This window comes from Hoylesella marshii DSM 16973 = JCM 13450, from assembly GCF_000146675.1.
GTDB lineage: Bacteria > Bacteroidota > Bacteroidia > Bacteroidales > Bacteroidaceae > Prevotella > Prevotella marshii.
Window position 1 is genome coordinate 427,347 of the sequence record NZ_GL397214.1, and the last position, 24,420, is coordinate 451,766.

Here is a 24,420-nt window from a genome sequence, read left to right on the forward strand (position 1 = left end):
GTGTGTGTGTGTGTGTGTGTGTGTGTGTGTGTGTGTGTGTTACACTTTTTTCCGGTGTATGCAAATATAAAGCGTTAAAAGATGCAGAAAAACACACTTTTTCCTGCACCGCATTCATTGGGTTATGATTTCCTATTCTTTGCATAGTGCCGGCAAAGGTAAGTATTTTATTTCAAATAGGCAAATATTACAAAACACAGATGTAGTAGAAAGGTTACGATTTTATAGTTCATAGAGGAATTCTTCTATGGGTTTTCCTAAAATGCTCATGGTGCAACTCGGGATTTGTCGTCTGCATATTATCCTCTTAATTCCAGCAAAACGACATTTTCAACGTGGGGCGTATGGGGAAACATATCGACGGGTTGCACTACCGTTACTTTGTATCGGACATCCATCAAAGCGAGGTCTCGCGCCTGTGTAGCGGGGTTACAACTGACGTAGACAATACGTTGCGGAAGCGTATTAAGAATGGTCTGCACTACATCGGGATGCATACCGGCACGGGGCGGGTCGGTAATGACGACATCCGGGCGGCTATGCTCAGCAATAAAGGTTTCCGTAAGAATATTTTTCATATCGCCGGCATAGAACAATGTGTTGTCGATACCGTTGATTTGTGAGTTTACCTTGGCATCTTCAATTGCCTCGGGCACATACTCGATACCGATGACCCTGCCGGCATTGCGTGCTACGAAATTGGCAATGGTGCCCGTACCGGTGTAGAGATCGTATACCAATTCGCTACCGGTAAGTCGGGCAAGATCACGAACCACGGAATAGAGGTGATAGGCTTGCGCGGTATTTGTTTGGTAGAAACTCTTGGGACCGACCTTGAAGCGGAGATCTTCCATCGTTTCGTATATATGGTCTTTACCTTTATATAATTGCAGTTGCAGGTCGCCGAAAGTATCATTGCCTTTTTGATTGTCTACATATAGCAAGGAAGTGATTTGCGGGAAGCGCCGAGCGAGGTGCTCCATCAATGCCAAAGCCTTTGCTTCGTCGCCGGTCTCATCGTAGTGGAACTGCACAAGTACCATCCATTCGCCCGTATTCGAGTTCCGAATCATGATGTCGCGCAATAGGCCGTGTTGCGCCCGCAGGTCGTAGAACGAGAGATGCGCGTCAATGGCGAAATCGCGGATGGCATTTCTGATCTCGTTATGCAGGTCGTCCATGAGCAGACACTTTTCTATGGGAAGAATCTTATCGAAAGCGCCGGTGATATGAAATCCGATGGCATTCATATTGTCGAACGTCTCGCCGGAGGAAATCTGATGAGGGGTAAGCCAACGTCTGTTGCTACATCCGAACTCCAATTTATTGCGATAGGCCTGCGTGTGTACGGAACCCATAATAGGTCGAAAGGCCGGCAACTCAAGCTTACCGATGCGCGTCAATTGGTCGTAAACTTGCTGTTGCTTGGCTTTCAGTTGCTCTTCATACGGCAGATGTTGCCATTTACATCCTCCGCAGAAGCCGAAATGACTGCACATCGGCTCCACGCGCATATCGCTGCGTTTAATAAAGCGCACGATCTCGGCCTCGCAATAACGGTGTTTCTTTTTGCGTACCTGCAAGTCTACCACGTCGCCGGGTGCGGCAAAAGGCACGAACACCACTTTGTCGTCGATTCTCGCCAAGGCTTTTCCTTCTGCTGCGACATCGGTAATTGTCACATTCTCTAATAGTGGGAGCAATTTCTTCTTTCTCGCCATCAGTCCATTTGTTTTGCGTGCAAAGTTATGTATTTCTCAAGACATAAACGAACGGCCTTCTCTTTTTGATGGCATCGAAAAGTAAATAAAAATATATTGCTGTCCGGTAAAACTTAAATAGCATATCAACTGCGAGAAGGATACGTGTCTTTCTATCATTCTATAGATAACTTGTACAGAGTAGATTGACAACGAGTAAAATTGTCATCCGCCGGCGCGGATGACAAAAAATAACTCAAAAATTATCATCCGCCGGCGCGGATGACAGAAAATAATCAAAAAATTGTCATCCGCCAGCGCGGATGACAGAAAAAACTCGTTTGAATTTCATTCCCTAACTCTTATACGGAAAAGGTTTACCGGACAGCAATAATAAAAATAGTACCAGCATGCTGCAATAACCGTGGAAATAGGTAACTTTGCACACATCATAAAAAAACGGACGACATGAAACTATCGGAACTTAAGACCGGAGAGAGCGGCATCATTATCAAAGTGGTGGGACATGGTGGATTCAGAAAGCGCATTGTGGAAATGGGCTTTATCAAAGGGCAACGCGTGGAAGTGATGCTCAACGCTCCACTGCAAGACCCTGTGAAATACAGAATTATGGGTTATGAAGTGTCGCTCCGTCGAAACGAGGCAGAAATGATAGAAGTGGTAACAGCCGAAAAACAATCTGCTGAAGCCGTCGATGAAGAGAACCGAACACCAACGCCTGCAATGCAGGAGCCACACCTTTCCGACGATACACTACGCGAAGAGGCACACGAACGCAGCCGTACCATCAACGTAGCACTCGTGGGCAATCCCAACTGCGGTAAGACCTCGCTCTTCAACTTTGCATCGGGTGCTCACGAACGCGTGGGCAACTACAGCGGCGTCACTGTAGACGCAAAAACCGGGCACGCCACTTTCGAGGGCTACCGGTTCAATCTTGTAGACCTGCCCGGCACGTATTCGCTCTCGGCCTACTCGCCCGAAGAGCTTTACGTGAGGCGACAAATTGTGGACGAAACACCCGACATCATCATCAACGTCATCGACACGAGCAATTTGGAACGCAATCTTTATCTCACCACACAGCTCATCGATATGGACATCCCCGTCGTATGTGCCCTCAATATGTACGACGAGGCCGAGGTGCGCGGCGACCATATCTCGCCCAAAGAATTGGGCAACCTGCTCGGCCTGCCTATGGTACCTACTGTGTTTCGCACCGGCCGTGGCGTAAGGATGCTCTTCCATGCTGTCATCGGATTGTACGAAAGCCTTTATACGAATGTATCGGCCGAAAGATCGCGCCCATGGACACCCTCGTTCCGTCATATCCACATCAACCATGGCGCATATATCGAGCAGGCCATCAGTCGCGTTCAGCAAGAAATACGCGCCGACGAGGCTGTACCCTCGCGCTTCTCTACCCGCTACCTGTCTATCAAACTGCTCGAAGGCGACACCGATGTAGAAAACCGAGTGCGCACCCTTCCGCAAGCATCGGCTATCCTGCATGCTCGCGACGAAGAGGCCGAACGCATTCGTCGCGACACAGGCGAAGACAGCGAAACGGCTATCATGGATGCCAAATACGGCTTCATTCACGGTGCACTGCAAGAAGTGGGTTACGCGAGAGGACGAAAGAAGGACACCTATCGCACCACCCATCGACTCGATGCCATTATGACGAATAAGTATATCGGCTTCCCCATCTTCCTGCTGCTACTCTATCTCATGTTTGAAACAACGTTCACATTGGGCGAATATCCCAAGAGCTGGATAGAAGACGGCGTGGCTGCCCTTACCGCATTACTCAACGCGCATCTGCCGGCAGGCCCCGTGAAAGCAATGCTCGTAGACGGCGTGCTTGGAGGTGTTGGCGCTGTCATCGTCTTCCTACCTCAAATTCTTATTCTCTACGGATTTATCTCTTTCATGGAAGACTCGGGTTACATGGCACGTGCAGCTTTCATCATGGACAAACTCATGCACAAGATGGGACTTCACGGCAAATCGTTCATCCCGCTGATTATGGGATTCGGCTGCAATGTACCTGCCATCATGGCCACGCGTACCATCGAAAGCCGCATCAGTAGGCTCATTACCATGCTCATTTTGCCCATGATGAGCTGCTCGGCACGCCTGCCTATCTATATCATGATTACCGGCACGTTCTTCGCCGTCCGCTATCGCTCACTCGTGCTTATCTCGCTTTACGTCGTGGGCATTCTGCTGGCTGTCGCGATGAGCCGCATTTTCCGCCGGTTCCTCGTTACAGGCGAAGACACGCCTTTCGTGATGGAATTGCCACCCTATCGCTTCCCCACCGGTAAGGCCATCGCTCGCCACACATGGGAGAAAGGCAAACAATATCTGCGCAAAATGGGAGGTATCATTCTCGTGGCAAGTATCGTGGTATGGGCATTGGTCTATTTCCCCCACGACGACAGTCTTTCACTGCCCGCACAGCAAGAACAAAGCTATATAGGCAGATTGGGCAAGACCGTGGAGCCAGCTTTCTGCGCACAAGGTTTTGATTGGAAGCTCGACGTGGGACTGCTTGCCGGTGTTGGTGCCAAAGAGATTGTGGCCTCTACCATGGGTGTTCTCTACAGTGGTGACGAGAGCTTCGCCGCCGACGAACAATACAGTGCCGATACCGAGAAGTACACCCATCTGCGCCGACAGATGCTATCCGACGGAATCACCCCGCTTGCCGCATTCTGCTACCTGCTCTTCGTACTCATCTATTTCCCGTGTATTGCCACCATCGCCGCCATCAAGCATGAGTCGGGTTCGTGGCGCTGGGCACTCTTTGCCGCATTCTACACAACAGCCTTGGCATGGATAGTCAGTGCAGCCGTCTATCAAATAGGAAACCTCTTTTTATAGGATTTTCATGTCGCAAGGCGAACAGAAAGTTTAAAAGTTAAAGAAGTGCAGCAGTGCCGCACGCTGAAACTCAAAAGTTATATTTTATGTATTTAAGAGCTATGGTATGACAAGGTAAAGGCATCGCTTGGAAAAAGCAAGACTGACTGTACACGTTTGTACAACTAACTATTCACCGCATACAGGTACAAAAAGAAGAGGGTGTGTTCATTTTGACACACCCTCCTCTTTCGTTTTCGTAGTCCAAGAATAATTTATTCCGGCGTTGTGGCAGATGCTTTAATCCAAGAATAATTTATTCCGGCGTTGCGGCAGGTGCTTTAGTCCAAGAATAATTTATTCCGGCATTGCGGCAGGTTCTTTAGTCCAAGAATAATTTATTCTGGCATTGCGGCAGGTGCTTTAGTCCAAGAATAATTTATTCTGGCATTGCGGCAGGTGCTTTAGTCCAAGAATAATTTATTCTGGCATTACGCTCAATCAAACAAAGAGAGGAGAGAGTGTGTTCATTTTGACACACCCTCTACTTGTTCATCCTTTAGGGAGTTACCCTATCGTGATTTCGCGAGCAATCTTCGGCTCCTCTTTCACTGTCTTAGGCAATACTACGGTGAGCACGCCATCATTTACATGGGCTTCTATCTTCTCTTTATCTACATCTTCGGGAAGAATCAGCGTCTGCTCGAACTTGGAATAGGAAAATTCACGACGCAGATAATGAGCTTTTGAATCCTCGTTCTTTGCCTCGCGACTGTTTTCCATCTTAATAGTTAAGTCGCCATCAGCATTGATTTTCACACTGAAATCCTCTTTTTTCATACCCGGTGCTGCAAGTTCAACGGTGTATTCATTGTCTGAAACTTTTACGTTGATGGCCGGTGCAGTAGCATTTGCCTTCGGCATGTTATCGGTATTGAAGAAGTCATTGAAGAGACTTGGCATCCATACGTTTCTATAAGCTGGTATCATCATCATTACCTCCTAATTTGTTTTAGTTAATTGTTTGTTTTAATGTTTACAGTTACACTTGCTGATACACAAACTCCATACCGATGCCATTACACATGACATTCTGACGCAATATAAGTCATTTTGACACATTCGGTCACTATGATAAACAAAAAACAGAAGAGTTCGGCGGATAACCGAACTCTTCTGTCTCTTAAAATGAGCGTATAACTTAAATACTGCAAACTTTACTCTGCACTAACTCCTTCTGAGGTTTGCAAAGTCTCCTCGAAATCGGTGATACCGGTTTTCGACAAGATATTATACCACTGCAACAACTTTCGGATGTCGCTGTCGTGTACACGCTCTCTGTCGAAATTGGGTAAGACATCGCCGAAATATTCATGAAGTGTCTTTGCCGAACATTTCCGGAAATCAATAGAACAAGGTTTACTTTCCTCCTTATCACGGATTTTTGCCAATACTTCTCGCAAAGGCACATCGTCAGCATCTGTATAAATAGCAATGTCTGTAAGGCTTGTAACACGGTCTGAAGCAAATACGGGTAAACGCTTATGCGTGTCGTCAAGAGCCTCAACAATGAGATTCATTTTGCCTCGAGACACAAGTTTGTAAAGTCCCGGCTTTCCCGCTACTGATAGAATTGTCTGTAACATGTTGTTTGATGGTTATATTTTAATTATTTTCAGTAAATGATTTAATTGCTTGCGAACATCTTCTTGACCGTCGTTCACAATGTTATAATCGGCACGTTTCACCACTTCTTCCTGTGGAAGTTGCCTATTCATCCATTGTAAGACATCTGCTCGGGAGATGCCGTCGCGTAGCATAACCCGCTCAATGCGTTTTTCCAACGGTGCGGAGACACAAACTACGCAATCGGCCAATCGGTCGAATCCACTTTCATAAAGTATCGCACATTCCATCCACGTCGCACCCGAAGCGATGAAGTCTTCAGCTACCGCCGGATGTACGATGCTGTTTACGGCTCTTGCATGGGCTTCTGACTCCATGAGAAAATGGGTCAGCAGTTGCTTGTTCAACACATTATTAATATATAACTTTGTGCCGACAAGCTGCCGAAGTTGTGACATCAAAACCTCGGAAGTACACATTAACTGCTTGGCAGCAGCGTCGCAGTCATATACTTCTATGTCCTGCTCAGATAGTAATCTACATACGTATGACTTACCGCTACCAATTCCTCCTGTTATCGCTACTGTCATGAGATAAGAAAGATATCATTGTTGTTCGATAAGATAATCTAATTCCGTAATGTCTAATCGAGATTTCGATACACCATGGGGTACGGAACGGATATAAGGCTTACACTTTTCTGAAGTATTTTTCTGCAATTCAAGGTAATCTACCACAACTTTGAACTCTTCGGGACGTATCTTTCTAAACATACTTGCACCTACAATAAAGCGTACTTTCACACGCGAGGGGAAAGTGCGAAGTATTTTTCCAGCCGGTATATTCACCGCACTAACGGGAACTTCAAAACTTTCTTCGGTAAGAATGTCAGGATAGAGTGTCATCATTACTTCGGAAGGCATTATCTTAGCCTTAGGTATCTTCTTGAGTCGAATCTTTCTGACAATGGTATCGGTGAAGTTTGTGATATTCAACGTTTCTGAAGAAACATAACGAATACTGTCTAACAGACGAGGTGAGGCATATACTGTTACACTGTCCGGCCAAAAAGAGGTACGCGACAGATAATAACTCGCACCAGGCACAACGTGTCCTGACAGCTTCACAGGCACCCGCTTGTTAAGTCCATAATTGTAGTAGTAGTCCCATTTATCAGGCTTCATACTTGTAATTCTTGTAGAAGTGTACAGCATTGAGTAAATCATACGCTGCAATTCGGTCGAAGAGACACTACCTTTCTCGGTTGTTTTCGTATAAGTAGCAAAGTTGATATTGAGTGGCAGAATGCGATTACCATAGAAATAAGGTACTAAACTGAACCCTTTATCTTTGACTGTTACACGTAAAGTATCGTCGGTCTCATTGGTTATTACGACGTTTTTAGGCACATTCACCAACCTAATAGGAATATACAGTTCTTTTTCCACAATGTCATTGAGTTTGAGAAGAAGCCAGAAACTTCCACTTAAGGCTAAGAAGAACAAAAAAATCAGAAACTCCTTGTTCAACATATTGAACAAGAAATCCCTGACTCTACTGCATATTTTCAAAAGTCGTGACTGAACCATCGACTTTGTTTTATTTATTCTGCGTTTGAGAAGTTGATGCATCTGCAAATACAGAAGCCTTGTCTACACGAATAACCGTCCCTCGAGCTATTTCAACTTCTACCTGATTAGTTTCAGTATCGACATGCTTTACAATGCCATAAATACCTCCGCCGGTAACAACTTTCGCTCCTTCCGCTAGCGAGTTTTGGAAAGTACGGATTTCTTTTTGCTTTTTCTGTTGCGGACGAATCATAAAGAAATAGAAGATAGCAAAAATTGCCACCATCATAAGAATCATTCCCGTGCCGCCACCTTGTGCTTGTGCAGCTAATAACATTGATGTATTCATTGCTTTTATTTTTATTTTGTATTTTCGTCTTGAGTTGGTTTATCAATAGATTTTTGTGCTTTCTGTTTCGGCTCACCTATCGGCTTCAATAATTTTCCCGTATCTATCAGGTAACGCGCAATGGTATCGAGCATACCGTTGATATAGGCTCCACTTTTGGGAGTACTGTATAATTTGGCCAACTCCACATATTCATTGATTGTAACAGATATTGGGATATTAGGGAAAGTGAGCATTTCGGCGATAGCAATCTGCATAATAACGACATCCATATAAGCCAATCGGGAAAAATCCCAATTACGGGAGGTTTCACTCATATAATGCTGATATTGGTCGGCATTGAGGATGGTTGCACGGAACAGTTTGCACGCAAAGGCTTTATCTTCGGGGTCTTTATATTCCGGCAATAACTCTTGCTTTGTCGTATTTTGAGGATCAAAACGCTTAATGGTCTTTAGTACGAATGTATCAACGATCTCTTTATCATCATTCCAATAAAGGCTTTTCTCTTCGAGTAACGCGTCAATATCGTCATTATCTTGAATGAATTGTTTGTAGAGTTTACGCCAAATTTCACGATCGCCCTCATAAGAGTTGTCTGTATCGGCCATATAGTCACGATAGACCTGGCTTTCTTCTATGCAGGCATATAGTTTTCGCACCAGATCTATATTATCCTCCCATACTTGTTTTTGTTCGGAAACGAAGTCATTAAGCATCTTGTTCTCTTCTAATTGGAGAGCAAATTTATTCTCTGCAAACTTCTGAGACGGCATTTCCGTACCCTCTCGCTGTGCACGCGCTATGGCTATCTCCACGTGTTGGCGCGCTACTTTGGTGATAGCAACGATTAAATCAAGTAGGTAATTATAAAGGTCATATGCTTTTGAGAGACTGAACAACAATTCTTTCTCGGAATTGTCAATATTTCGATTACCATTTTGATAATATGCGTAGGTTAACTGAACCACTTTGATTCGTATGAGTTCTCGATTAATCATCAATAAATACCTCTAAATGTTTAGTCTGTTCCTTTGTTTTGCCACATGCAAAAGTAGTAAAAAATACCTTGTCGGACAAGAGAAGCTATCTTTTTTTCTACGTTTTTAAGAGAAACCTTGCGGGAGTTGATGAAAATATTTACCTTTGCAACGCTTTTTGAGCGCATCAATAATGAAAGATTTTCGTGTGATGGCGAATTAAGGCACAATCATTAATTAACAACTTAATTTAGAGTAACACATTATGAAAGAAATTAATGTATCAGGACAGGTAAGAACTGACCTCGGTAAAAAGGCTTCAAAACTGTTGAGAAAAGAAGGATTGATTCCCTGCAATCTTTATGGTGAAGCAAGAAACGAAAAAGGGCTACCCGAAGCATTCTCGTTTGTTATCCCTATGGTAGACCTTCGTAAGTTGGTGTACACCCCGCACATTTATGTTGTCAATATCGACATCGATGGAAAGGCGCACAAGGCTATTTTGAAAGAATTGCAATTCCATCCCGTAACAGATGCACTATTACACGTGGATTTCTATGAAATCAACGAGGAGAAAGACATCACGGTAGGTATTCCTGTTAAGCTGACAGGCTTGGCACAAGGTGTACGCGATGGTGGACGCATGAACCTCTCTATCCGCAAGATAAATGTACGTGCTCCTTACAAGCGTATTCCCGAGCAGTTGGAAATAGATGTTACGCCGCTGCAAATTGGAAAAAGCATTAAGGTAGGACAACTCAACTTCGAAGGGTTGGAGATTGTTACGAGCAAAGAAGTCATCGTATGCTCCGTGAAGATGACCCGTGCTGCTGTAGCCGCTGCTGCCGTATCTGACCAAGGAGAACAGCAAGAAAACAAAGGAGAATAATTTCGCCGATGGATAAATATCTGATTGTAGGCTTGGGAAACCCCGGCATAGAGTACGAGGAGACACGCCACAATACCGGATTCATGATATTGGATGCCTTTGCTAAGGCATCCAATTCTGTTTTTGAAGACCGACGCTACGGCTACATTGCGGAAACTTCGGTCAAAGGACGGAAATTGATTCTGTTGAAACCTACAACATTCATGAATCTTAGCGGTAACGCCGTGAGATATTGGATGAACAAGGAACACATCGAACTTTCACGTCTGTTAGTGATTTCCGACGACCTTTCATTACCGCTTGGTATACTACGCCTAAAAGGAAACGGCAGCAACGGAGGGCACAATGGGCTGGGAAACATTCAATCGGTCTTAGGCACACAGCAATATGCCCGTCTCCGTGTAGGCATCGGCAACGACTTTCCACGAGGCATGCAGATAGATTGGGTGCTTGGGAAATACAGTCATGAAGAGATGGAAACGTTACTGCCACGCATAGAAACAGCAGGAGAACTCATTAAAAGTTTTGCTTTATCAGGGCTTGATGTAACGATGAATCAATACAACAAGAAAAGTTGATACGACAATGGAAGCACGCATAGACAAATGGTTGTGGGCGGCACGCATTTTTAAGACGCGTTCCATTGCTGCCGATGCCTGCAAGAACGGACGTGTAAGTATCAACGGAACGACGGCAAAGCCCTCGCGCACGGTGAAGGAAGGCGATACCATCAGCGTAAAGAAAGCTCCCGTAGTCTATTCATTCCGCATACTTCGCCCCATAGAACAGCGTGTAGGTGCCCGATTGCTGCCCGAGATTTACGAGAACGTGACCGACCCACAACAATACGAACTACTCGAAATGAGCCGTATCAGCGGGTTTATAGACCGAGCCCGAGGCACCGGTCGACCGACAAAAAAGGAGCGGCGCGCCCTTGATGCTTTCACTGCCCCTACCCTATTCGGATTCGACGATACCGGCGAAGGCTGGGACGAATAACTGCACATTTCAAAAAAAAACGACGATATGAAACACATTGCCATCTTCGTGTCGGGCAACGGCACCAACTGCGAAAACATCATTCGCCACTTTGCCCACTCAGCTACTGTACGCGTGTCGCTCGTGGTGAGCAACCGCGCAGATGCCTACGCACTCGTCAGAGCCAAGCGTTACGACATTCCCTGCGCTGTGATGCCGAAGGCCGACTTCAACAACGAGCAAAAGCTCACTGCCCTGTTGCAGCAACACGACATCGACTTCATCGTCTTAGCCGGCTTCCTGCTTATGGTGCCTCATTTTCTCATCGCCCGTTATCCCCGTGCCATCATCAACATCCACCCTGCCCTGCTGCCCAAGTTCGGCGGCCGCGGCATGTACGGTCACCATGTACATGAGGCAGTGAAAGCTGCGGGCGAACACGAAACCGGTATGACTGTGCATTGGGTGAGCGATGAATGCGATGGCGGCGACATCATAGCCCAGTTCCATACACCACTCTCACCCGATGATACTCCCGACGACATTGCCGCCAAAGAACACATCTTGGAGCAAAAATATTTCCCGTTTGTCATCGAAAAAGTCCTTGAAGGAATCGAAGAAATGAAGTGAGGGTCACTTTTACGGTTTTGTAGATTATAAGTTCCACTACGCGAAGTGCAAATAGTCTCTGCTATTAAAAGCGGACGATGAAAGAAAGTGAGCAAGGCCGTGAAGGCGAAAGCAGAGGGAATTTTGCATACGAAATCGCTTCCCGACAACCCGCTGACGGAATTTTGCATACGAAATTGGTTCCCGACAACCCGCGGACGGAATTTTGTACACGAAATTACTTCCCGACAACCCGCGGAGGGAATTTTGCACACGAAATTGCCTCCCGACGCATTTTGCGATTTAATGATTGACCACGCCCATGGAGAGTTTGCCTGCAAAAGAGATGGCAACGTCTACCAAATAACTGCTGGGGTCGTCGGGCATGCAGATGGCTGCTGTAAAATGAATGCCTTGAGGGTTGATATGCAGGAATGTCATATCGCTGAAAATACTCTGCCGTAGAAAGTCGGACGGTATTTGGCGCCGGAAGTCTGTTTTTCGGAAGTCGCGAGAGAAGAGTTTCTTTGCGCCACAGAACACTGCGATATGAATAATATTGTCGTAATAAACGTTGTCTACCTCCACTCCATCGTCGTTGTAGGTGGTCTTGAAGACTTTGTAAGTGGTGGGGTTGATTTGCACGTAAAGATGATAACGTTTATCGCCATACGTAACCACGGTGTCGCGCTTAATCAACGTTTTTTGATTGATGGCCTGCGGACGTTTGTGGGAAAAGAGGAATCGGTCGTTGGTATTCTCGCTTTTAACGAGCTTCACGAGGTCGCCGTTACCATTTTGAAAGTAAAAGAGATGGGGCGCCTGCTTGATGATGACGTATTTTATCGTATTTGCTCCTATCATCCAAAGGGAATCTCCCACAATCATGAATCTTGCGGGTTGGCTGGTGGAATCGGTATAATAAATGGAATCGCCTTTGGCCATGAATGCCACTTCTTCGTCGTCTTCGTTGAGCCAAATACCTTGCAACAGTTGCTTGGCCTCTCGGTTCTCGACGACGTCTTGCCTGTTGCCACCACCCTTTCCTCTGCACCCCCAGAGGATGGCTGCGCAGCACAGGAACAGAATAAAAGACTTGTTTGCTTTCATGTTCTTGGTGTTGATAGAGGGCTTTATTTTCCGATGCAATGGTATTGGAATCCGGCTTCAGAGAGTTCTTCGGCATCGTAGATATTGCGTCCGTCAATGAGGAGACGGTGGTGCATCAATCGACCGATAGCTTCCCAACTCGGCAGGCGGAATTCTTTCCATTCGGTCAGCAGCAGCAGGGCGTCGGCTCCCACAGCAGCGTCGTACATATCGCGGCAATACGTCACGTGCTCCCCTACCCTGCGCCGGCATTCGTCCATGGCGATGGGGTCGTAAACGCGTATGCGACATCCGGCATGGAGGAGTTTGTCGATCATGACAAGAGCAGTAGACTCGCGCATGTCGTCGGTCTCGGGTTTGAAAGAAAGTCCCCACAGAGCAACGGTTTTATCTTGCAGTCCGTCGCGGCCATAGATGCGGATGAGTTTCTCGAAAAGAATGCTCTTCTGTCTCTTGTTCACACGCTCCACAGCTTGCAGCACCTCCATGGGATAGCCCTTATCGGCAGCCGTTTTGATAAGTGCCTTTACATCTTTCGGGAAACAAGAGCCGCCATATCCGCATCCGGCATAAAGGAACTTACGACCGATACGAGTGTCGCTGCCGATGCCTGCACGTACGCTATTGACATCAGCCCCCACGAGTTCGCACAAGTTGGCAATGTCGTTCATAAAAGAAATGCGCGTTGCCAACATGGAATTGGCGGCATACTTAGTCATCTCGGCGCTGGGAATATCCATGAAGATGATACGAAAGTTATTGATGAGAAAAGGTTTGTACAGCTTGGTGAGCAGCTTTTTGGCACGTTCGCTCTCTACTCCCACCACGACGCGGTCGGGGCTCATGAAGTCTTTGATGGCATTACCTTCTTTCAGAAACTCCGGATTGCTGGCAACATCGAAAGCTACGTTTACGCCTCGGCGGTCGAGTTCGGCTTGTATCGTTTCTTTTACGCGTTGCGATGTGCCTACAGGAACTGTGCTTTTCGTCACGACTACGATGTATCTTTCAATACTTTCACCGATGGTCTTAGCCACCTGCAACACATATTGTAAGTCTGCCGAACCGTCGTCGTCGGGCGGAGTACCCACAGCAGAGAAGACAATCTGTTGCTCGTTGATAACTTCGTGCAGGTCGGTCGTAAACTTTAACCGTCCGGCTTTCACGTTTTTCATGACCAACTCGTCAAGTCCCGGTTCATAGATGGGAATGTCTCCTTGTTGCAGACGCGCAATCTTCTGTGCATCCACATCAACGCAAGTAACGATGGCTCCGGTATCGGCAAAACACGCACCTGATACCAACCCTACATAACCGGTTCCCACTACTGCTATATTCATGCTCGTTTGGGTAATACTATATATAATGGTGAACGTTAGTCGAACAGTTCGCTATCCCGTAGTCCTCCAGCTAATAAGTCTTTCTGGCTTACCATGATTTCCTTTTCGCTTATCGGCCAAGGGATGGCAATATCGGAATCGTTGAAACGGATGCTCGCTTCGGCCTGCGGGGCATAGGCTGCATCAACTTTATAGGTAAACACGGCCTCATCGCTCAACACGAGAAAACCGTGGGCGAAACCTTTGGGAATAAAAAATTGCCGTTTGTTTTCGTCATTCAATTCCACCATGACGTATTGACCGAACGTAGGAGAACTCTTACGAATGTCTACCGCCACATCAATGACACGTCCTTTGATGACGCGCACCAACTTGGCTTGTGAGTATTCTCCTTTCTGATAATGCAGTCCGCGCAACACGCCATAAGAAGATTTCGATTCATTGTCTTGAATGAATGTCACTTTTCCGACGTTTTGCTCAAACTCTTCTTGCTTAAATGCTTCAAAAAAATAGCCACGTTCATCGTAAAAAACCTTGGGCTCGATGATAAACACGCCATCAATCTTCGTTCGTATAAACTTCATCGCTTCTTATTGAATCTAATGCGATGCAAATATACTCAGAATAATCATAATAAAAGAAGCTCTCATCTTTTTTTTACCGAACGGAATGTTTTATTTGGGTAATTCATGGAAAAAGCGTATTTTTGCATTCGTGATTGAATTAGACAGACATATTGAGATACTGCTTTTAAGCAATGACTGCGTGATTGTTCCAGACTTCGGAGGCTTTGTTGCACATCGTGTGCATGCCCGCTACGAAGCTATTGACCGTATGTTTTTGCCACCTTATCGTACCCTCGGATTCAATCCGCAATTACGACTCAACGACTCTTTGCTGGTGCTTTCCTATATGGATGCCTATGACATCAGCTATCCCGAAGCCATCACACGAATCGAACACGAAGTGGAAGAGTTGCAGCAATGTATAGCCGACGAGGGGCTGTATGAGCTGAACGACCTCGGCACCCTTTCCCTCAATGAAAATGGGAGCTACGATTTCGTTCCCTGTGAGGCCGGTGTACTCACGCCCTCCTTTTACGGATTAAGCGGTTTCGAGATGCCACTGCGCTCCGACTATTCAGCAGAAAACATTTCTGAGAAGACCTTTGTTGCTTCCGTTCCTCTGCCTGAAACGCCCAAAGTCATGCACGCTGTGGAAGAGTTATCGGACAACGATGAACTCGAAAGTGAGGACGACAACGATGGACGTATCAGTATCAAATTGAGCGTGCTGCGCAATATGGCTGCCGCTATTCTCATACTTGTGGCCTTTTTGCTTGTGGTAGAACCTTTCGGAAACGACAGCCGACAGTACTTGGCTAAGAGTTATTTCGATTTCAATCTGCTGAAAGAACTGATGCCCACCGAAGTTCATACTGATACTCCTCATATGAATATCGTTTCTAAGCCGGCAGCTACGTCCTCAAAAGTTTCTTCCCATGCCACACCGGCCAAAGAGGAGCATCACGGATTCTATACGATTGTGCTGGCGAGCCATGTGACAAAAAACAATGCCCGCAGCTTTGTGAAGCAATTACACAAACAGGGATTCAATGCCGCCAACATCTGCATACAACGCAAACGAGTAAAAGTGATTTACGGCACGTTTGCCACCGAGTCCGAAGCCCGTACAGAACTGAATAAGAAGCAAGGTTACAGCGATTTCAAGGAAGGCTGGATTACTTTTATACGCCCGTAACTACGATTTGCCTGATAGCAAACATTCTCCCCTTATATTTTAATGAAACGTATCAAATGTCCCAAATGCGACCACTATATCATATTTGATGAAACAAAATATGTAGTTGGTCAGTCCCTCGTGTTTCAATGCGATGAATGCGGAAAGGAATTCGGCATACGTATCGGTGTGTCAAAAATGCGCAATATGCAGAAAGACGAGCATCCCGACGAGCTGGCCAATGAGGGTGGCTGTGGCTCTATCGTTGTCATAGAAAATACGTTTCACTACAAACAAGTGCTGCCTCTGCACATGGGAGACAATGTTATCGGTCGATACGTGAAAGGCACCAAAGCCGATATTCCTATTGAGACGGCCGACCCCAGCATCGATATGCACCACTGCATTATCAATGTCAGCCGCGAAAAGAGCGGACGGTTGAAATATATTCTGCGCGATGCCCCCAGCTATACCGGCACCTTTGTAGACAATGTCATATTGGGAGACCGCGAACGTCGCATCATCACCAACGGCACACTCTTCACCATCGGAGCAACCTCCGTTATTCTCCGTGCTGCAGAATCTTCTTCCATGTAACGCTATAACCTATTTTCGGGCTTTCCCGAAACTCTCATTTCCCACTATCATTTTTCTTCTTTCTCTCTGCGATATTCGCCAAGCCATAAAAAACATAGATGGTTATGGATTTATCGCAGATTTTTTTGTACTTTTGTCCCGCTACGACAAGAAGTGACAGACAATGACAGACGAAAGTATCAAATCAACCGTGCGACAGATTCTTACCAACTATCTGGAAATGGAAAACCGTAGGAAAACCCCTGAAAGGTTTGCCATTCTCGACGAGATATACAATACTCATCATCACTTCTCGCTCGAAGAACTCGGCACCCGGCTTGAGAAAGCTAAGTTCTACGTGAGCCGTGCCACGTTGTACAATACAATGAAACTGCTCATGAAACTGCGTCTTGTGATAAGTCATCACTTTCAAGGCGGCACACTCTATGAGGCCTGCTACAAAAACCAAAGCCACTGTCATCAGATTTGCACCATGTGCGGCAGCGTTTTGGAGATACCTGTACCCGAAGTAGGAGCCGCTATTGAAAACGCCCGTTTCCATCGTTTCCGACGGTCGGGCTTCACACTTTACGTCTATGGCATTTGCAGCAACTGTCAGGGAAAACTCACCCGACAGAAGAACTTAGAAGCGAAAATGAAACAACAGAAATCAAGATAAAAGATGAAAACAGGAAAAGTGGATGTCCTGCTGGGCTTGCAGTGGGGCGACGAAGGTAAAGGGAAAGTGGTTGATGTACTCACCCCTGCATACGATGTGATAGCCCGCTTCCAAGGAGGGCCTAATGCCGGTCACACCTTAGAGTTTGAATCGCAGAAATATGTCTTGCGAAGCATCCCATCAGGAATCTTCCAAGGCGGCAGGACCAACATCATCGGAAATGGTGTTGTCTTAGCTCCCGACCTCTTCATGGATGAAGTCCTCGAGTTACAGAAAAGCGGTCATGAGTTAGAAAACCGCCTCTGTATCTCCCGCAAGGCACACCTCATCATGCCTACTCATCGCTTGCTTGATGCCGCACAAGAGGCTGCTAAGGGTGCAAAACGCGTGGGAACCACCGGAAAGGGCATCGGTCCTGCCTACACCGACAAGGTGAGCCGTAACGGACTGCGAGTGGGCGACATCGACAACGATTTCTCCAGCAAATACGAAGCCTGCAAAGCGCGTCACGAAAAGATGCTGAAAGCCCTCGGCTATACCGACTACAACCTCGAGGAGACAGAGCGCAAATGGATGCAAGGCATAGAATATATGCGCCGGTTTCGCTTCATAGACAGCGAACATGAAATGAATCAACTGCTTCGTTCGGGAAAGTCCATCCTCTGCGAAGGTGCACAGGGCACTATGCTTGATGTCGATTTCGGCAGCTATCCTTTCGTTACTTCCTCTAATACGGTCTGTGCCGGTGCTTGTACAGGTCTTGGGATAGCCCCCAATAAGATAGGAAATGTTTACGGCATCATGAAAGCCTATTGCACACGTGTGGGTGCCGGTCCTTTCCCTACCGAGCTTTTCGATGCCACAGGCGATGCCTTGCGCAACATCGGCCACGAATATGGTGCCGTGACAGGACGCGAACGCCGCTGCGGATGGATAGACCTCGTTGCCTTACGCTATGCTATTATGCTCAACGGCGTTACGCAACTCATCATGATGAAGAGCGATGTGCTCGACACTTTTTCCGTTATCAAAGCCTGCGTGGCTTACCGATACAAAGGCGAAACAATAGACCATTTCCCCTATAACGTGGAAAGAGACATCGAACCCGTTTACCGTGAATTGCCCGGTTGGCAGACAGACATGACCCAAATCACCCGCGAGGAAGCGTTTCCCAAAGCATTCAAAGACTATGTGAGCTTTCTCGAAGAGCAATTAGAAACACCCATCGCTATCATCTCTGTAGGCCCTGACAGGGCACAAACCATTGTTAGAAACTCCAACAACCTCGTCAAATGAACAAACCGAGCATACCCAAAGGCACGCGCGACTTCTCACCCGAAGAGATGGCTAAGCGCAACTATATCTTCGATACCATCCGCGATGTTTATGCCCTTTATGGCTTTCAGCAGATAGAAACTCCAGCCATGGAGACATTACAGACGCTCATGGGCAAATATGGAGAAGAAGGCGACAAACTGCTTTTTAAGATTCTCAACTCCGGCGACTATCTAAGCAAGGTGTCGGATGACGAATTGCTGCAACGCCATGCTCTGCCATTGGCAGCCAAACTCTGTGAGAAAGGTCTGCGCTACGACCTCACCGTACCCTTCGCACGTTATGTAGTAATGCATCGAGAAGAGCTTCAGCTGCCTTTCAAGCGTTACCAGATACAACCCGTTTGGCGTGCAGACCGACCGCAAAAGGGGCGTTATCGTGAATTTTACCAATGCGATGCCGATGTGGTTGGTTCCGATTCTTTACTCAATGAAGTGGAGTTCATGCAAATCATCGATACTGTTTTTTCCCGTTTTGGTGTGCGCGTGCAAATCAAAATCAACAACCGAAAGATTTTGTCGGGTATTGCCGAGACCATCGGAGCCGGCGACAAAATCATAGACATCACCGTGGCAATAGACAAACTCGATAAAATCGGGCTCGACAACGTAAACGAGGAGTTGCGCAACGCAGGGCTTAACGACGAAACCATCGCCCGCCTTCAACCCATCATCACTCTTTCCGGAACCAATGACGAGAAGTTATCCGTCATTGCCGACCTGCTGAAAGACAGCGAAACAGGCCAAAAAGGCGTAGAAGAAACCCGTTTTATTCTCCATACGTTGGCCGATTGCGGTCTGAAAAACGAACTGCAATTCGATCTCACTTTGGCACGTGGCTTAAACTATTACACCGGTGCTATCTTTGAAGTAAAGGCGCTCGATGTGGAAATAGGCAGTATTACCGGCGGCGGAAGGTACGACAATCTTACCGGTATCTTCGGCATACAGGGACTGAGCGGCGTAGGTATCTCATTCGGTGCCGACAGAATTTTCGACGTGCTCAACGCGCTCGACCTCTATCCCAAGAATGCCATCAATGCCACCAAGGTCTTGTTCATCAACTTCGGTGAAACGGAAACAGCCTACTGCCTACCCGTATTATCCGAGTTAAGAAGCAACGGCATCCGTGCTGAAATATACCCCGATAAGGCCAAGATGAAAAAGCAGATGACCTATGCCAATGCCAAACACATTCCATTTGTAGCCTTGGCAGGCGATAACGAGATAGCAGAAAACAAAATCACCGTTAAGAATATGGAGACGGGAACACAGCAACTCGTATCTGCCAAAGAACTTATTACCCTGCTTTCATAAGCCTCAATCTTCTGATTCTTACTCTTGCTGAGAAACTTCTGCCGGCATTACACGTGATGTAAAATGCCGGCGAAGTCTTCGATAGGCTTCTCCGAGTGTCTGACTAAGCCGGCGAAGTGTGCGCCGAGGCCGTCTGAGTGCCAAACCATGCCGGCGAAGTGTTCGCCGATACCATCAGAGTGTCTGACTAAGCCGGCGAAGTGTTCGACGAGACCGCCTGAGTGCCAAACCATGCCGGCGAAGTGTGCGCCGATACTATCAGAGTGTCTGACCATGTCGGCGAAGTGTTCGACGGACTTCATATCCGATGTAAGGCACTACCGAAGCGTTCTCCCCGTGTCTTTAATGCTGGTAAACTCCTTTTTATTCTTCATCCGGAATACCTATAAATAATGATATTCCATCCCTCATTTTTTCTTTAAACGCCTCTTCATCGGGTATATCTGCGCATTCTATGCCATAAAATCGTCTTTTTTAGGTATTGCCCATCATAAAACTATGGGGTAATTTTGTACCACAAAAAGCTATGCTTTTAGCGTGTCAGAGCTATGCTCCTACGCCCTCAGAGCTATGCTCTTACGAGATCAAAGCTATGCTTTTACCATACACGACGAAACCTCATGAGTAAATATACCTGTCTGATAGTGTTTTTTTGCCTTGTCGGCCTGCGTCTTCATGCGCAGACCCCAAGCGGTAAAACGCATCGTATCAAGGGAATTGTAACCGATTCTCACGACAGGAACGCATTGCCGGCTGTTACCGTTAAGCTGTCGCGAAAAGGGCGCTTTCTCAAAGGCACCGTCACCAACGCCGACGGACGATTCGAACTGACGGAAATAGAAGAGGGAAATGTAAGCCTGAATGTCTCGCTCATCGGTTACGAACCCGTCGACACCACCTTATGGCTGACACGCGATGCCGACCTTTCTATTGTGCTCACATCGGGTGCACAACACCTCAACGAGGTCGTAGTGACAGCCTCAGAGAAGAAAGGCATGACCGCCACTTCCATCATCGGGCAGGTGGCCATGGAGCATCTGCAACCTTCTTCCTTTACTGACTTGTTGGCATTGCTGCCCGGCAGCATGACAAAACTTCCCAACATGGGCAGTGCTAACGTGATAAGACTGCGTGAAGTGGGTATTGCCAGCGGTCAATATGCCACGTCATCGCTGGGCACTAAGTTCATTATCGATGGTCAGACCATAGGAACAGACGCCAACATGCAATACGTGCAAGGTGCCACTCAAAGCGATGAAGATTCAGAACGCAATCATACGGACTACGGAGTGGACATGAGAACCATCCCGACAGACAACATCGAAAAGGTGGAAATCGTGCGAGGCATTCCCTCGGTGAAGTACGGCGACCTGACAAGCGGACTGATTAATATTACCCGCAAACAATCTTACACGCCGTTGCAGGCACGCTTCAAAGCCGATGAATACGGAAAGTTGCTGTCGGTAGGCAAGGGTTTCGAGTTTGCCAACCAATGGAAACTCAATGTAGATGGCGGCCTTCTGCTCTCAAAAGCCGACCCTCGAAACCGGTTCGAGACCTATACGCGTGTCACCCTCTCTGCCCGTACGCAAAAGAAGTGGAATCTGAACGACGTTTGGACGATGCAATGGAACGGAACGGGAGACTACGCCACCACCATCGACAACGTAAAGACCGACCCCGAGGTGCAGATTAGTTTAGAAGACAGCTACCGGTCTTCTTACAACAAATTCGGACTGAACAACCGCCTGACGTTTGAAAACCATGGCGAGACATGGCTCAAACGGATTGCATTCAGCTATGCCGCAAGTCTGGCGATGGACAAAATCCATCAGGTAGAACTCGTGTCGCTCGACCGCGACCGCACCGTTCCCATGGTTTACGAGAGTGGCGAGTACGACGGCAAATTCCTGTCACGTCACTACATTTCAGACTATCGGGTGGAGGGATTACCCTTTTATTCCACGCTGAAAAGTGAAGCCGAATGGGTGAAGAAAACGTGGGAAATCACCCATCAGTTTACCGTTGGCGGGGAATGGCAGTTGAACAAAAACTACGGAAGAGGACAGATATTCGACCTCGAGCGTCCCCTCCATGCCTCCGCCTCTCGCCGTCCGCGCAGCTATAAAAACATTCCCGCCACCTCCATAGCATCGTCTTTCATAGAAGAATACGCCACATTGCCCTTGGGAAAACATCAATTTTCGCTGATGGCAGGCGTAAGAACCACGCAGATGCTCAACCTCGACAAGGCCTATACCATGTACGGAAAAACTTATTACGATGCGCGGCTGAACGTGCAGTGGGACTTCTCCGTCGCAAAAGAATGGAACCTGTATCTCTCGGGCGGAGTAGGACGGATGACAAAGATGCCCATCATGGCCGACCTCTATCCCGACTACGTGTACAAAGACATCACACAGATGAGCTATTGGCACATCAATCCGGCCTACAAACGTATCAATATACGCACCTATAAAATCAATCCCACCAACTACAACCTCCAGCCCGCAAGAAACAGAAAATGGGAGTTGCGCTTCGGAAGCGATTATAAAAACCATCATTTCAACATCACGTATTTCAATGAAGATATGAAAGACGGATTCCGTTCGGTAGCAGAAGTTGCCCCCTATATATACAAGGCTTACGACACATCTACCATCAACCCGTCTACACTCACAGGGCCGCCATCGTTGGAGAGTCTTACCTACGTGACCGACACCGTGCTCGGAAGCTACGGACGCACTGTAAACGGGTCGCGCATCATGAAAGAAGGCATCGAGTTTCAATACGCTTCACCCCGTATCAAATACATCCATACGCGTATTACAGTAAATGGCGCATGGTTTCACACCGTCTATGAAAACAGCCGACCTGAATACAAATTCAATTCGCTGGCAGTGTTAGGCAAAGTGGTTATCAACGATAAGTATATGGGATATTATCAGACAACCGACAGATACAACAAATATCAATTCACATCCAATATCATTGCCGACACCTATCTCGACCGATTGGGCATGATTCTCTCGGCTACGGCCGAATGCTATTGGATAGGAAAGACCTATAGGCCTGCCACCTCAGCCGTTCCCATAGGCTATATGGACACTTCAGGGGAACTGAAGCCCTATACCGAAGCCGACAGAAAACATCCTTACAAGCGATGGCTCGTCCTCACCGGAACAGCCGGCCAAAGTCTCGACAGCAAGGAGAGATTCTACATGTTGGTGAATTTCAAAGCCACGAAGAAGTTCGGACACCATCTCAGTCTGTCGTTCTTCGCCGACCGTTTCCTAAGTATTGCACCGGACTATACAGTGGGTGAGTTCATCATACGCCGTTCGTTCTCCTCTTACTTCGGAATGGAACTGAATATAAAAATATAATCAAATATCATTAACTCAAATCCATTAATTTATGAAAATGAAAAAACTGTTTTATTATTCCATGCTGATGTTTGCCGTCATGACGGCCATCACATCGTGTAGCGACGACGACAAGAATGATCCTGTCAAGCAAATCAAACAAACAAAGGTGGGATTAGAGATGACCATCCCTCAAGAGTTGTCGGGAGTTACACAATTGAAAGACATCCAAGTGAAGTTCTATAACGTGACGACGGGACGCGACGTTACTTTCAACCAGAAAGACGTTGAGTTTGAACTCGAAGGCGGGAAGTTGAAAACCACTTATCGGTTAGACTCTGTAAAGGTGGCCGAGGGTCTGTACAACATTGATTTGGATGGTACCATCGTATTTGCCGATACGAAGAAAGCGACAAGAAAACTGCACGCTACGGCTATGAACCTCAACCTTGTACCTTCCGCAGCAGGCATCGACCCCTCGGCAAAGTTGGAAGGTTTCCTTGCAAACGTGAGCAACGGATTTGTCATTTCAGAGATTTGCGTCTCCGGTCCGCTCACGCCGAAAGGTAAACAATACATAGGCGATGCATACTTCCGCATTACCAACAGGTCAGATGAAACGCTTTATGCCGATGGTCTCTTCATTGCCGAAAGTGAATTCAATCAGATGCTGCAACAAGACTACAAGCCCGACGTGCGCAGCACCTACATGCCGATAGATTACCTGACAAGGGTTCCCGGCACGCACGGTGTAGACAAGAAATATCCTGTAAAGCCCGGAGAATCAATCCTTATCTGCGACAATGCCATCAATCATAAGGACAAAGACCACAATCCCAACTCATGGGACTTAAGCAAGGCCAACTTCGAGTGGTACGATGAATCGACCAATCCCGCCTTTACCGATATTGATAACCCGAATGTTGAAAATATGATACGTCTGTTTACTACGTCTCTGACCATCTGGATTCCTCATAACAGAGGCTTCAAATCTTACGCCATCGGTTTCCTTACGGTAGACGACAACACGTTTACCACGAAAGAGGAATACAAATATGACTACTCATATACTTTCGTTTCCGGTAGTTACAAGAAGGAAATGAACTTCAACGCCATGAAGATTCCTAACACATGGATTATCGATGCCGTGAACTTGGCTATCAAAGACCAGAAGAAGTGGGACTTGATTGCCCCGTCATTGGACTACGGTTATACGTGGGTCTGCGAGGTAGACCGCGACAAAAACAGATATGGAAAAGCCGTAAGACGTAAGTTCAACGCCACCACCAAGAAGTTGCAAGACACCAACGACTCCGGAGACGACTTCGAAAGAGTGGAGGCTGACCCGTTCCACGTATTCAAATAAAC

The 24,420-nt window shown here is 46.9% G+C and carries 23 protein-coding genes; 12 read left to right on the forward strand and 11 right to left on the reverse strand.

Going from position 1 to position 24,420, the window contains the following annotated elements; genetic code table 11:
* Positions 1-299: 299 nt before the first annotated feature.
* The gene (gene rlmD / locus HMPREF0658_RS01815) at positions 300-1,721 is read right to left on the reverse strand and encodes a 23S rRNA (uracil(1939)-C(5))-methyltransferase RlmD (protein WP_006948143.1); all 1,422 of its coding nucleotides are present in this window, start codon (positions 1,719-1,721) and stop codon (positions 300-302) included.
* 447 nt (positions 1,722-2,168) lie between these two features.
* Here rlmD and feoB point away from each other — a divergent pair, with 447 nt between their 5' ends.
* Complete coding sequence (gene feoB, locus HMPREF0658_RS01820; RefSeq protein ID WP_006948144.1) at positions 2,169-4,610, forward strand: ferrous iron transport protein B; 2,442 nt, start codon at positions 2,169-2,171, stop codon at positions 4,608-4,610.
* A gap of 546 nt (positions 4,611-5,156) precedes the next feature.
* On the opposite strand, the gene HMPREF0658_RS01825 is transcribed toward feoB, so the two are convergent.
* The 6 genes from HMPREF0658_RS01825 to nusB all read right to left on the reverse strand — a co-directional run bounded on the left by HMPREF0658_RS01825 (position 5,157) and on the right by nusB (position 9,136).
* Positions 5,157-5,585 (reverse strand): Hsp20/alpha crystallin family protein, encoded by a 429-nt coding sequence (locus HMPREF0658_RS01825; protein WP_006948145.1) that lies wholly within the window; start codon positions 5,583-5,585, stop codon positions 5,157-5,159.
* Positions 5,586-5,806: 221 nt separating this feature from the next.
* Positions 5,807-6,235 carry a DUF5606 family protein gene (locus tag HMPREF0658_RS11780; protein ID WP_006948146.1) on the reverse strand — a complete coding sequence of 143 codons (429 nt, stop codon included), beginning with the start codon at positions 6,233-6,235 and terminating at the stop codon, positions 5,807-5,809.
* 12 nt (positions 6,236-6,247) lie between these two features.
* Positions 6,248-6,805 carry a dephospho-CoA kinase gene (gene coaE / locus HMPREF0658_RS11785; RefSeq protein WP_006948148.1) on the reverse strand — a complete coding sequence of 186 codons (558 nt, stop codon included), beginning with the start codon at positions 6,803-6,805 and terminating at the stop codon, positions 6,248-6,250.
* Positions 6,806-6,820: 15 nt separating this feature from the next.
* Positions 6,821-7,804, reverse strand: a complete 984-nt coding sequence (locus HMPREF0658_RS01840; protein WP_006948149.1) for a CdaR family protein — start codon at positions 7,802-7,804, stop codon at positions 6,821-6,823.
* 10 nt (positions 7,805-7,814) lie between these two features.
* Positions 7,815-8,135, reverse strand: coding sequence for a preprotein translocase subunit YajC (gene yajC / locus HMPREF0658_RS01845; RefSeq protein ID WP_024991059.1), 321 nt, complete (start codon positions 8,133-8,135; stop codon positions 7,815-7,817).
* Between the two features lie 11 nt (positions 8,136-8,146).
* The gene (gene nusB / locus HMPREF0658_RS01850; RefSeq protein WP_006948151.1) at positions 8,147-9,136 is read right to left on the reverse strand and encodes a transcription antitermination factor NusB; all 990 of its coding nucleotides are present in this window, start codon (positions 9,134-9,136) and stop codon (positions 8,147-8,149) included.
* Between the two features lie 244 nt (positions 9,137-9,380).
* Here nusB and HMPREF0658_RS01855 point away from each other — a divergent pair, with 244 nt between their 5' ends.
* Genes HMPREF0658_RS01855 through purN form a run of 4 tightly spaced genes read left to right on the forward strand, consistent with a single transcriptional unit; the run spans position 9,381 to position 11,612 of the window.
* Complete coding sequence (locus HMPREF0658_RS01855) at positions 9,381-10,004, forward strand: 50S ribosomal protein L25/general stress protein Ctc (RefSeq protein ID WP_006948155.1); 624 nt, start codon at positions 9,381-9,383, stop codon at positions 10,002-10,004.
* A gap of 8 nt (positions 10,005-10,012) precedes the next feature.
* Positions 10,013-10,582, forward strand: coding sequence for an aminoacyl-tRNA hydrolase (gene pth / locus HMPREF0658_RS01860; protein WP_006948156.1), 570 nt, complete (start codon positions 10,013-10,015; stop codon positions 10,580-10,582).
* Positions 10,583-10,589: 7 nt separating this feature from the next.
* Positions 10,590-11,003 (forward strand): RNA-binding S4 domain-containing protein, encoded by a 414-nt coding sequence (locus HMPREF0658_RS01865; protein ID WP_006948157.1) that lies wholly within the window; start codon positions 10,590-10,592, stop codon positions 11,001-11,003.
* Positions 11,004-11,030: 27 nt separating this feature from the next.
* Positions 11,031-11,612, forward strand: coding sequence for a phosphoribosylglycinamide formyltransferase (gene purN / locus HMPREF0658_RS01870; protein ID WP_006948158.1), 582 nt, complete (start codon positions 11,031-11,033; stop codon positions 11,610-11,612).
* A 282-nt stretch (positions 11,613-11,894) separates the two neighbouring features.
* Here the strand turns inward: purN and HMPREF0658_RS01880 are convergent, their stop codons facing one another.
* Genes HMPREF0658_RS01880 through rfbC form a run of 3 tightly spaced genes read right to left on the reverse strand, consistent with a single transcriptional unit; the run spans position 11,895 to position 14,625 of the window.
* Positions 11,895-12,701: a DUF4738 domain-containing protein gene (locus HMPREF0658_RS01880; protein ID WP_006948160.1), complete on the reverse strand. Its 807-nt coding sequence runs from the start codon at positions 12,699-12,701 to the stop codon at positions 11,895-11,897.
* Positions 12,702-12,724: 23 nt separating this feature from the next.
* Positions 12,725-14,041, reverse strand: coding sequence for a UDP-glucose dehydrogenase family protein (locus HMPREF0658_RS01885; protein WP_006948163.1), 1,317 nt, complete (start codon positions 14,039-14,041; stop codon positions 12,725-12,727).
* Positions 14,042-14,076: 35 nt separating this feature from the next.
* Positions 14,077-14,625, reverse strand: a complete 549-nt coding sequence (rfbC, locus tag HMPREF0658_RS01890; RefSeq protein ID WP_006948165.1) for a dTDP-4-dehydrorhamnose 3,5-epimerase — start codon at positions 14,623-14,625, stop codon at positions 14,077-14,079.
* 130 nt (positions 14,626-14,755) lie between these two features.
* Between rfbC and HMPREF0658_RS01895 the strand changes: the two genes are divergently transcribed.
* From HMPREF0658_RS01895 to hisS, 5 genes are all read left to right on the forward strand, one after another.
* Positions 14,756-15,802 (forward strand): HU domain-containing protein, encoded by a 1,047-nt coding sequence (locus tag HMPREF0658_RS01895; protein WP_024991057.1) that lies wholly within the window; start codon positions 14,756-14,758, stop codon positions 15,800-15,802.
* 42 nt (positions 15,803-15,844) lie between these two features.
* Positions 15,845-16,378, forward strand: a complete 534-nt coding sequence (locus HMPREF0658_RS01900; protein ID WP_006948167.1) for an FHA domain-containing protein — start codon at positions 15,845-15,847, stop codon at positions 16,376-16,378.
* 163 nt (positions 16,379-16,541) lie between these two features.
* The gene (locus HMPREF0658_RS01905) at positions 16,542-17,036 is read left to right on the forward strand and encodes a Fur family transcriptional regulator (RefSeq protein WP_006948169.1); all 495 of its coding nucleotides are present in this window, start codon (positions 16,542-16,544) and stop codon (positions 17,034-17,036) included.
* A 3-nt stretch (positions 17,037-17,039) separates the two neighbouring features.
* Entirely contained in the window at positions 17,040-18,332 is a 1,293-nt protein-coding gene (locus tag HMPREF0658_RS01910; RefSeq protein WP_006948170.1) for an adenylosuccinate synthase, read from the forward strand.
* Positions 18,329-19,687 carry a histidine--tRNA ligase gene (gene hisS / locus HMPREF0658_RS01915; RefSeq protein WP_006948172.1) on the forward strand — a complete coding sequence of 453 codons (1,359 nt, stop codon included), beginning with the start codon at positions 18,329-18,331 and terminating at the stop codon, positions 19,685-19,687. Before HMPREF0658_RS01910 ends, hisS begins: the two co-directional genes overlap by 4 nt.
* A gap of 47 nt (positions 19,688-19,734) precedes the next feature.
* Here the strand turns inward: hisS and HMPREF0658_RS01920 are convergent, their stop codons facing one another.
* Entirely contained in the window at positions 19,735-19,962 is a 228-nt protein-coding gene (locus tag HMPREF0658_RS01920; protein WP_139047696.1) for a hypothetical protein, read from the reverse strand.
* A gap of 345 nt (positions 19,963-20,307) precedes the next feature.
* Here HMPREF0658_RS01920 and HMPREF0658_RS01925 point away from each other — a divergent pair, with 345 nt between their 5' ends.
* The gene (locus HMPREF0658_RS01925) at positions 20,308-23,073 is read left to right on the forward strand and encodes a TonB-dependent receptor (RefSeq protein ID WP_006948176.1); all 2,766 of its coding nucleotides are present in this window, start codon (positions 20,308-20,310) and stop codon (positions 23,071-23,073) included.
* A gap of 31 nt (positions 23,074-23,104) precedes the next feature.
* Positions 23,105-24,418: a DUF4876 domain-containing protein gene (locus HMPREF0658_RS01930; protein ID WP_006948177.1), complete on the forward strand. Its 1,314-nt coding sequence runs from the start codon at positions 23,105-23,107 to the stop codon at positions 24,416-24,418.
* Positions 24,419-24,420: the final 2 nt, after the last annotated feature.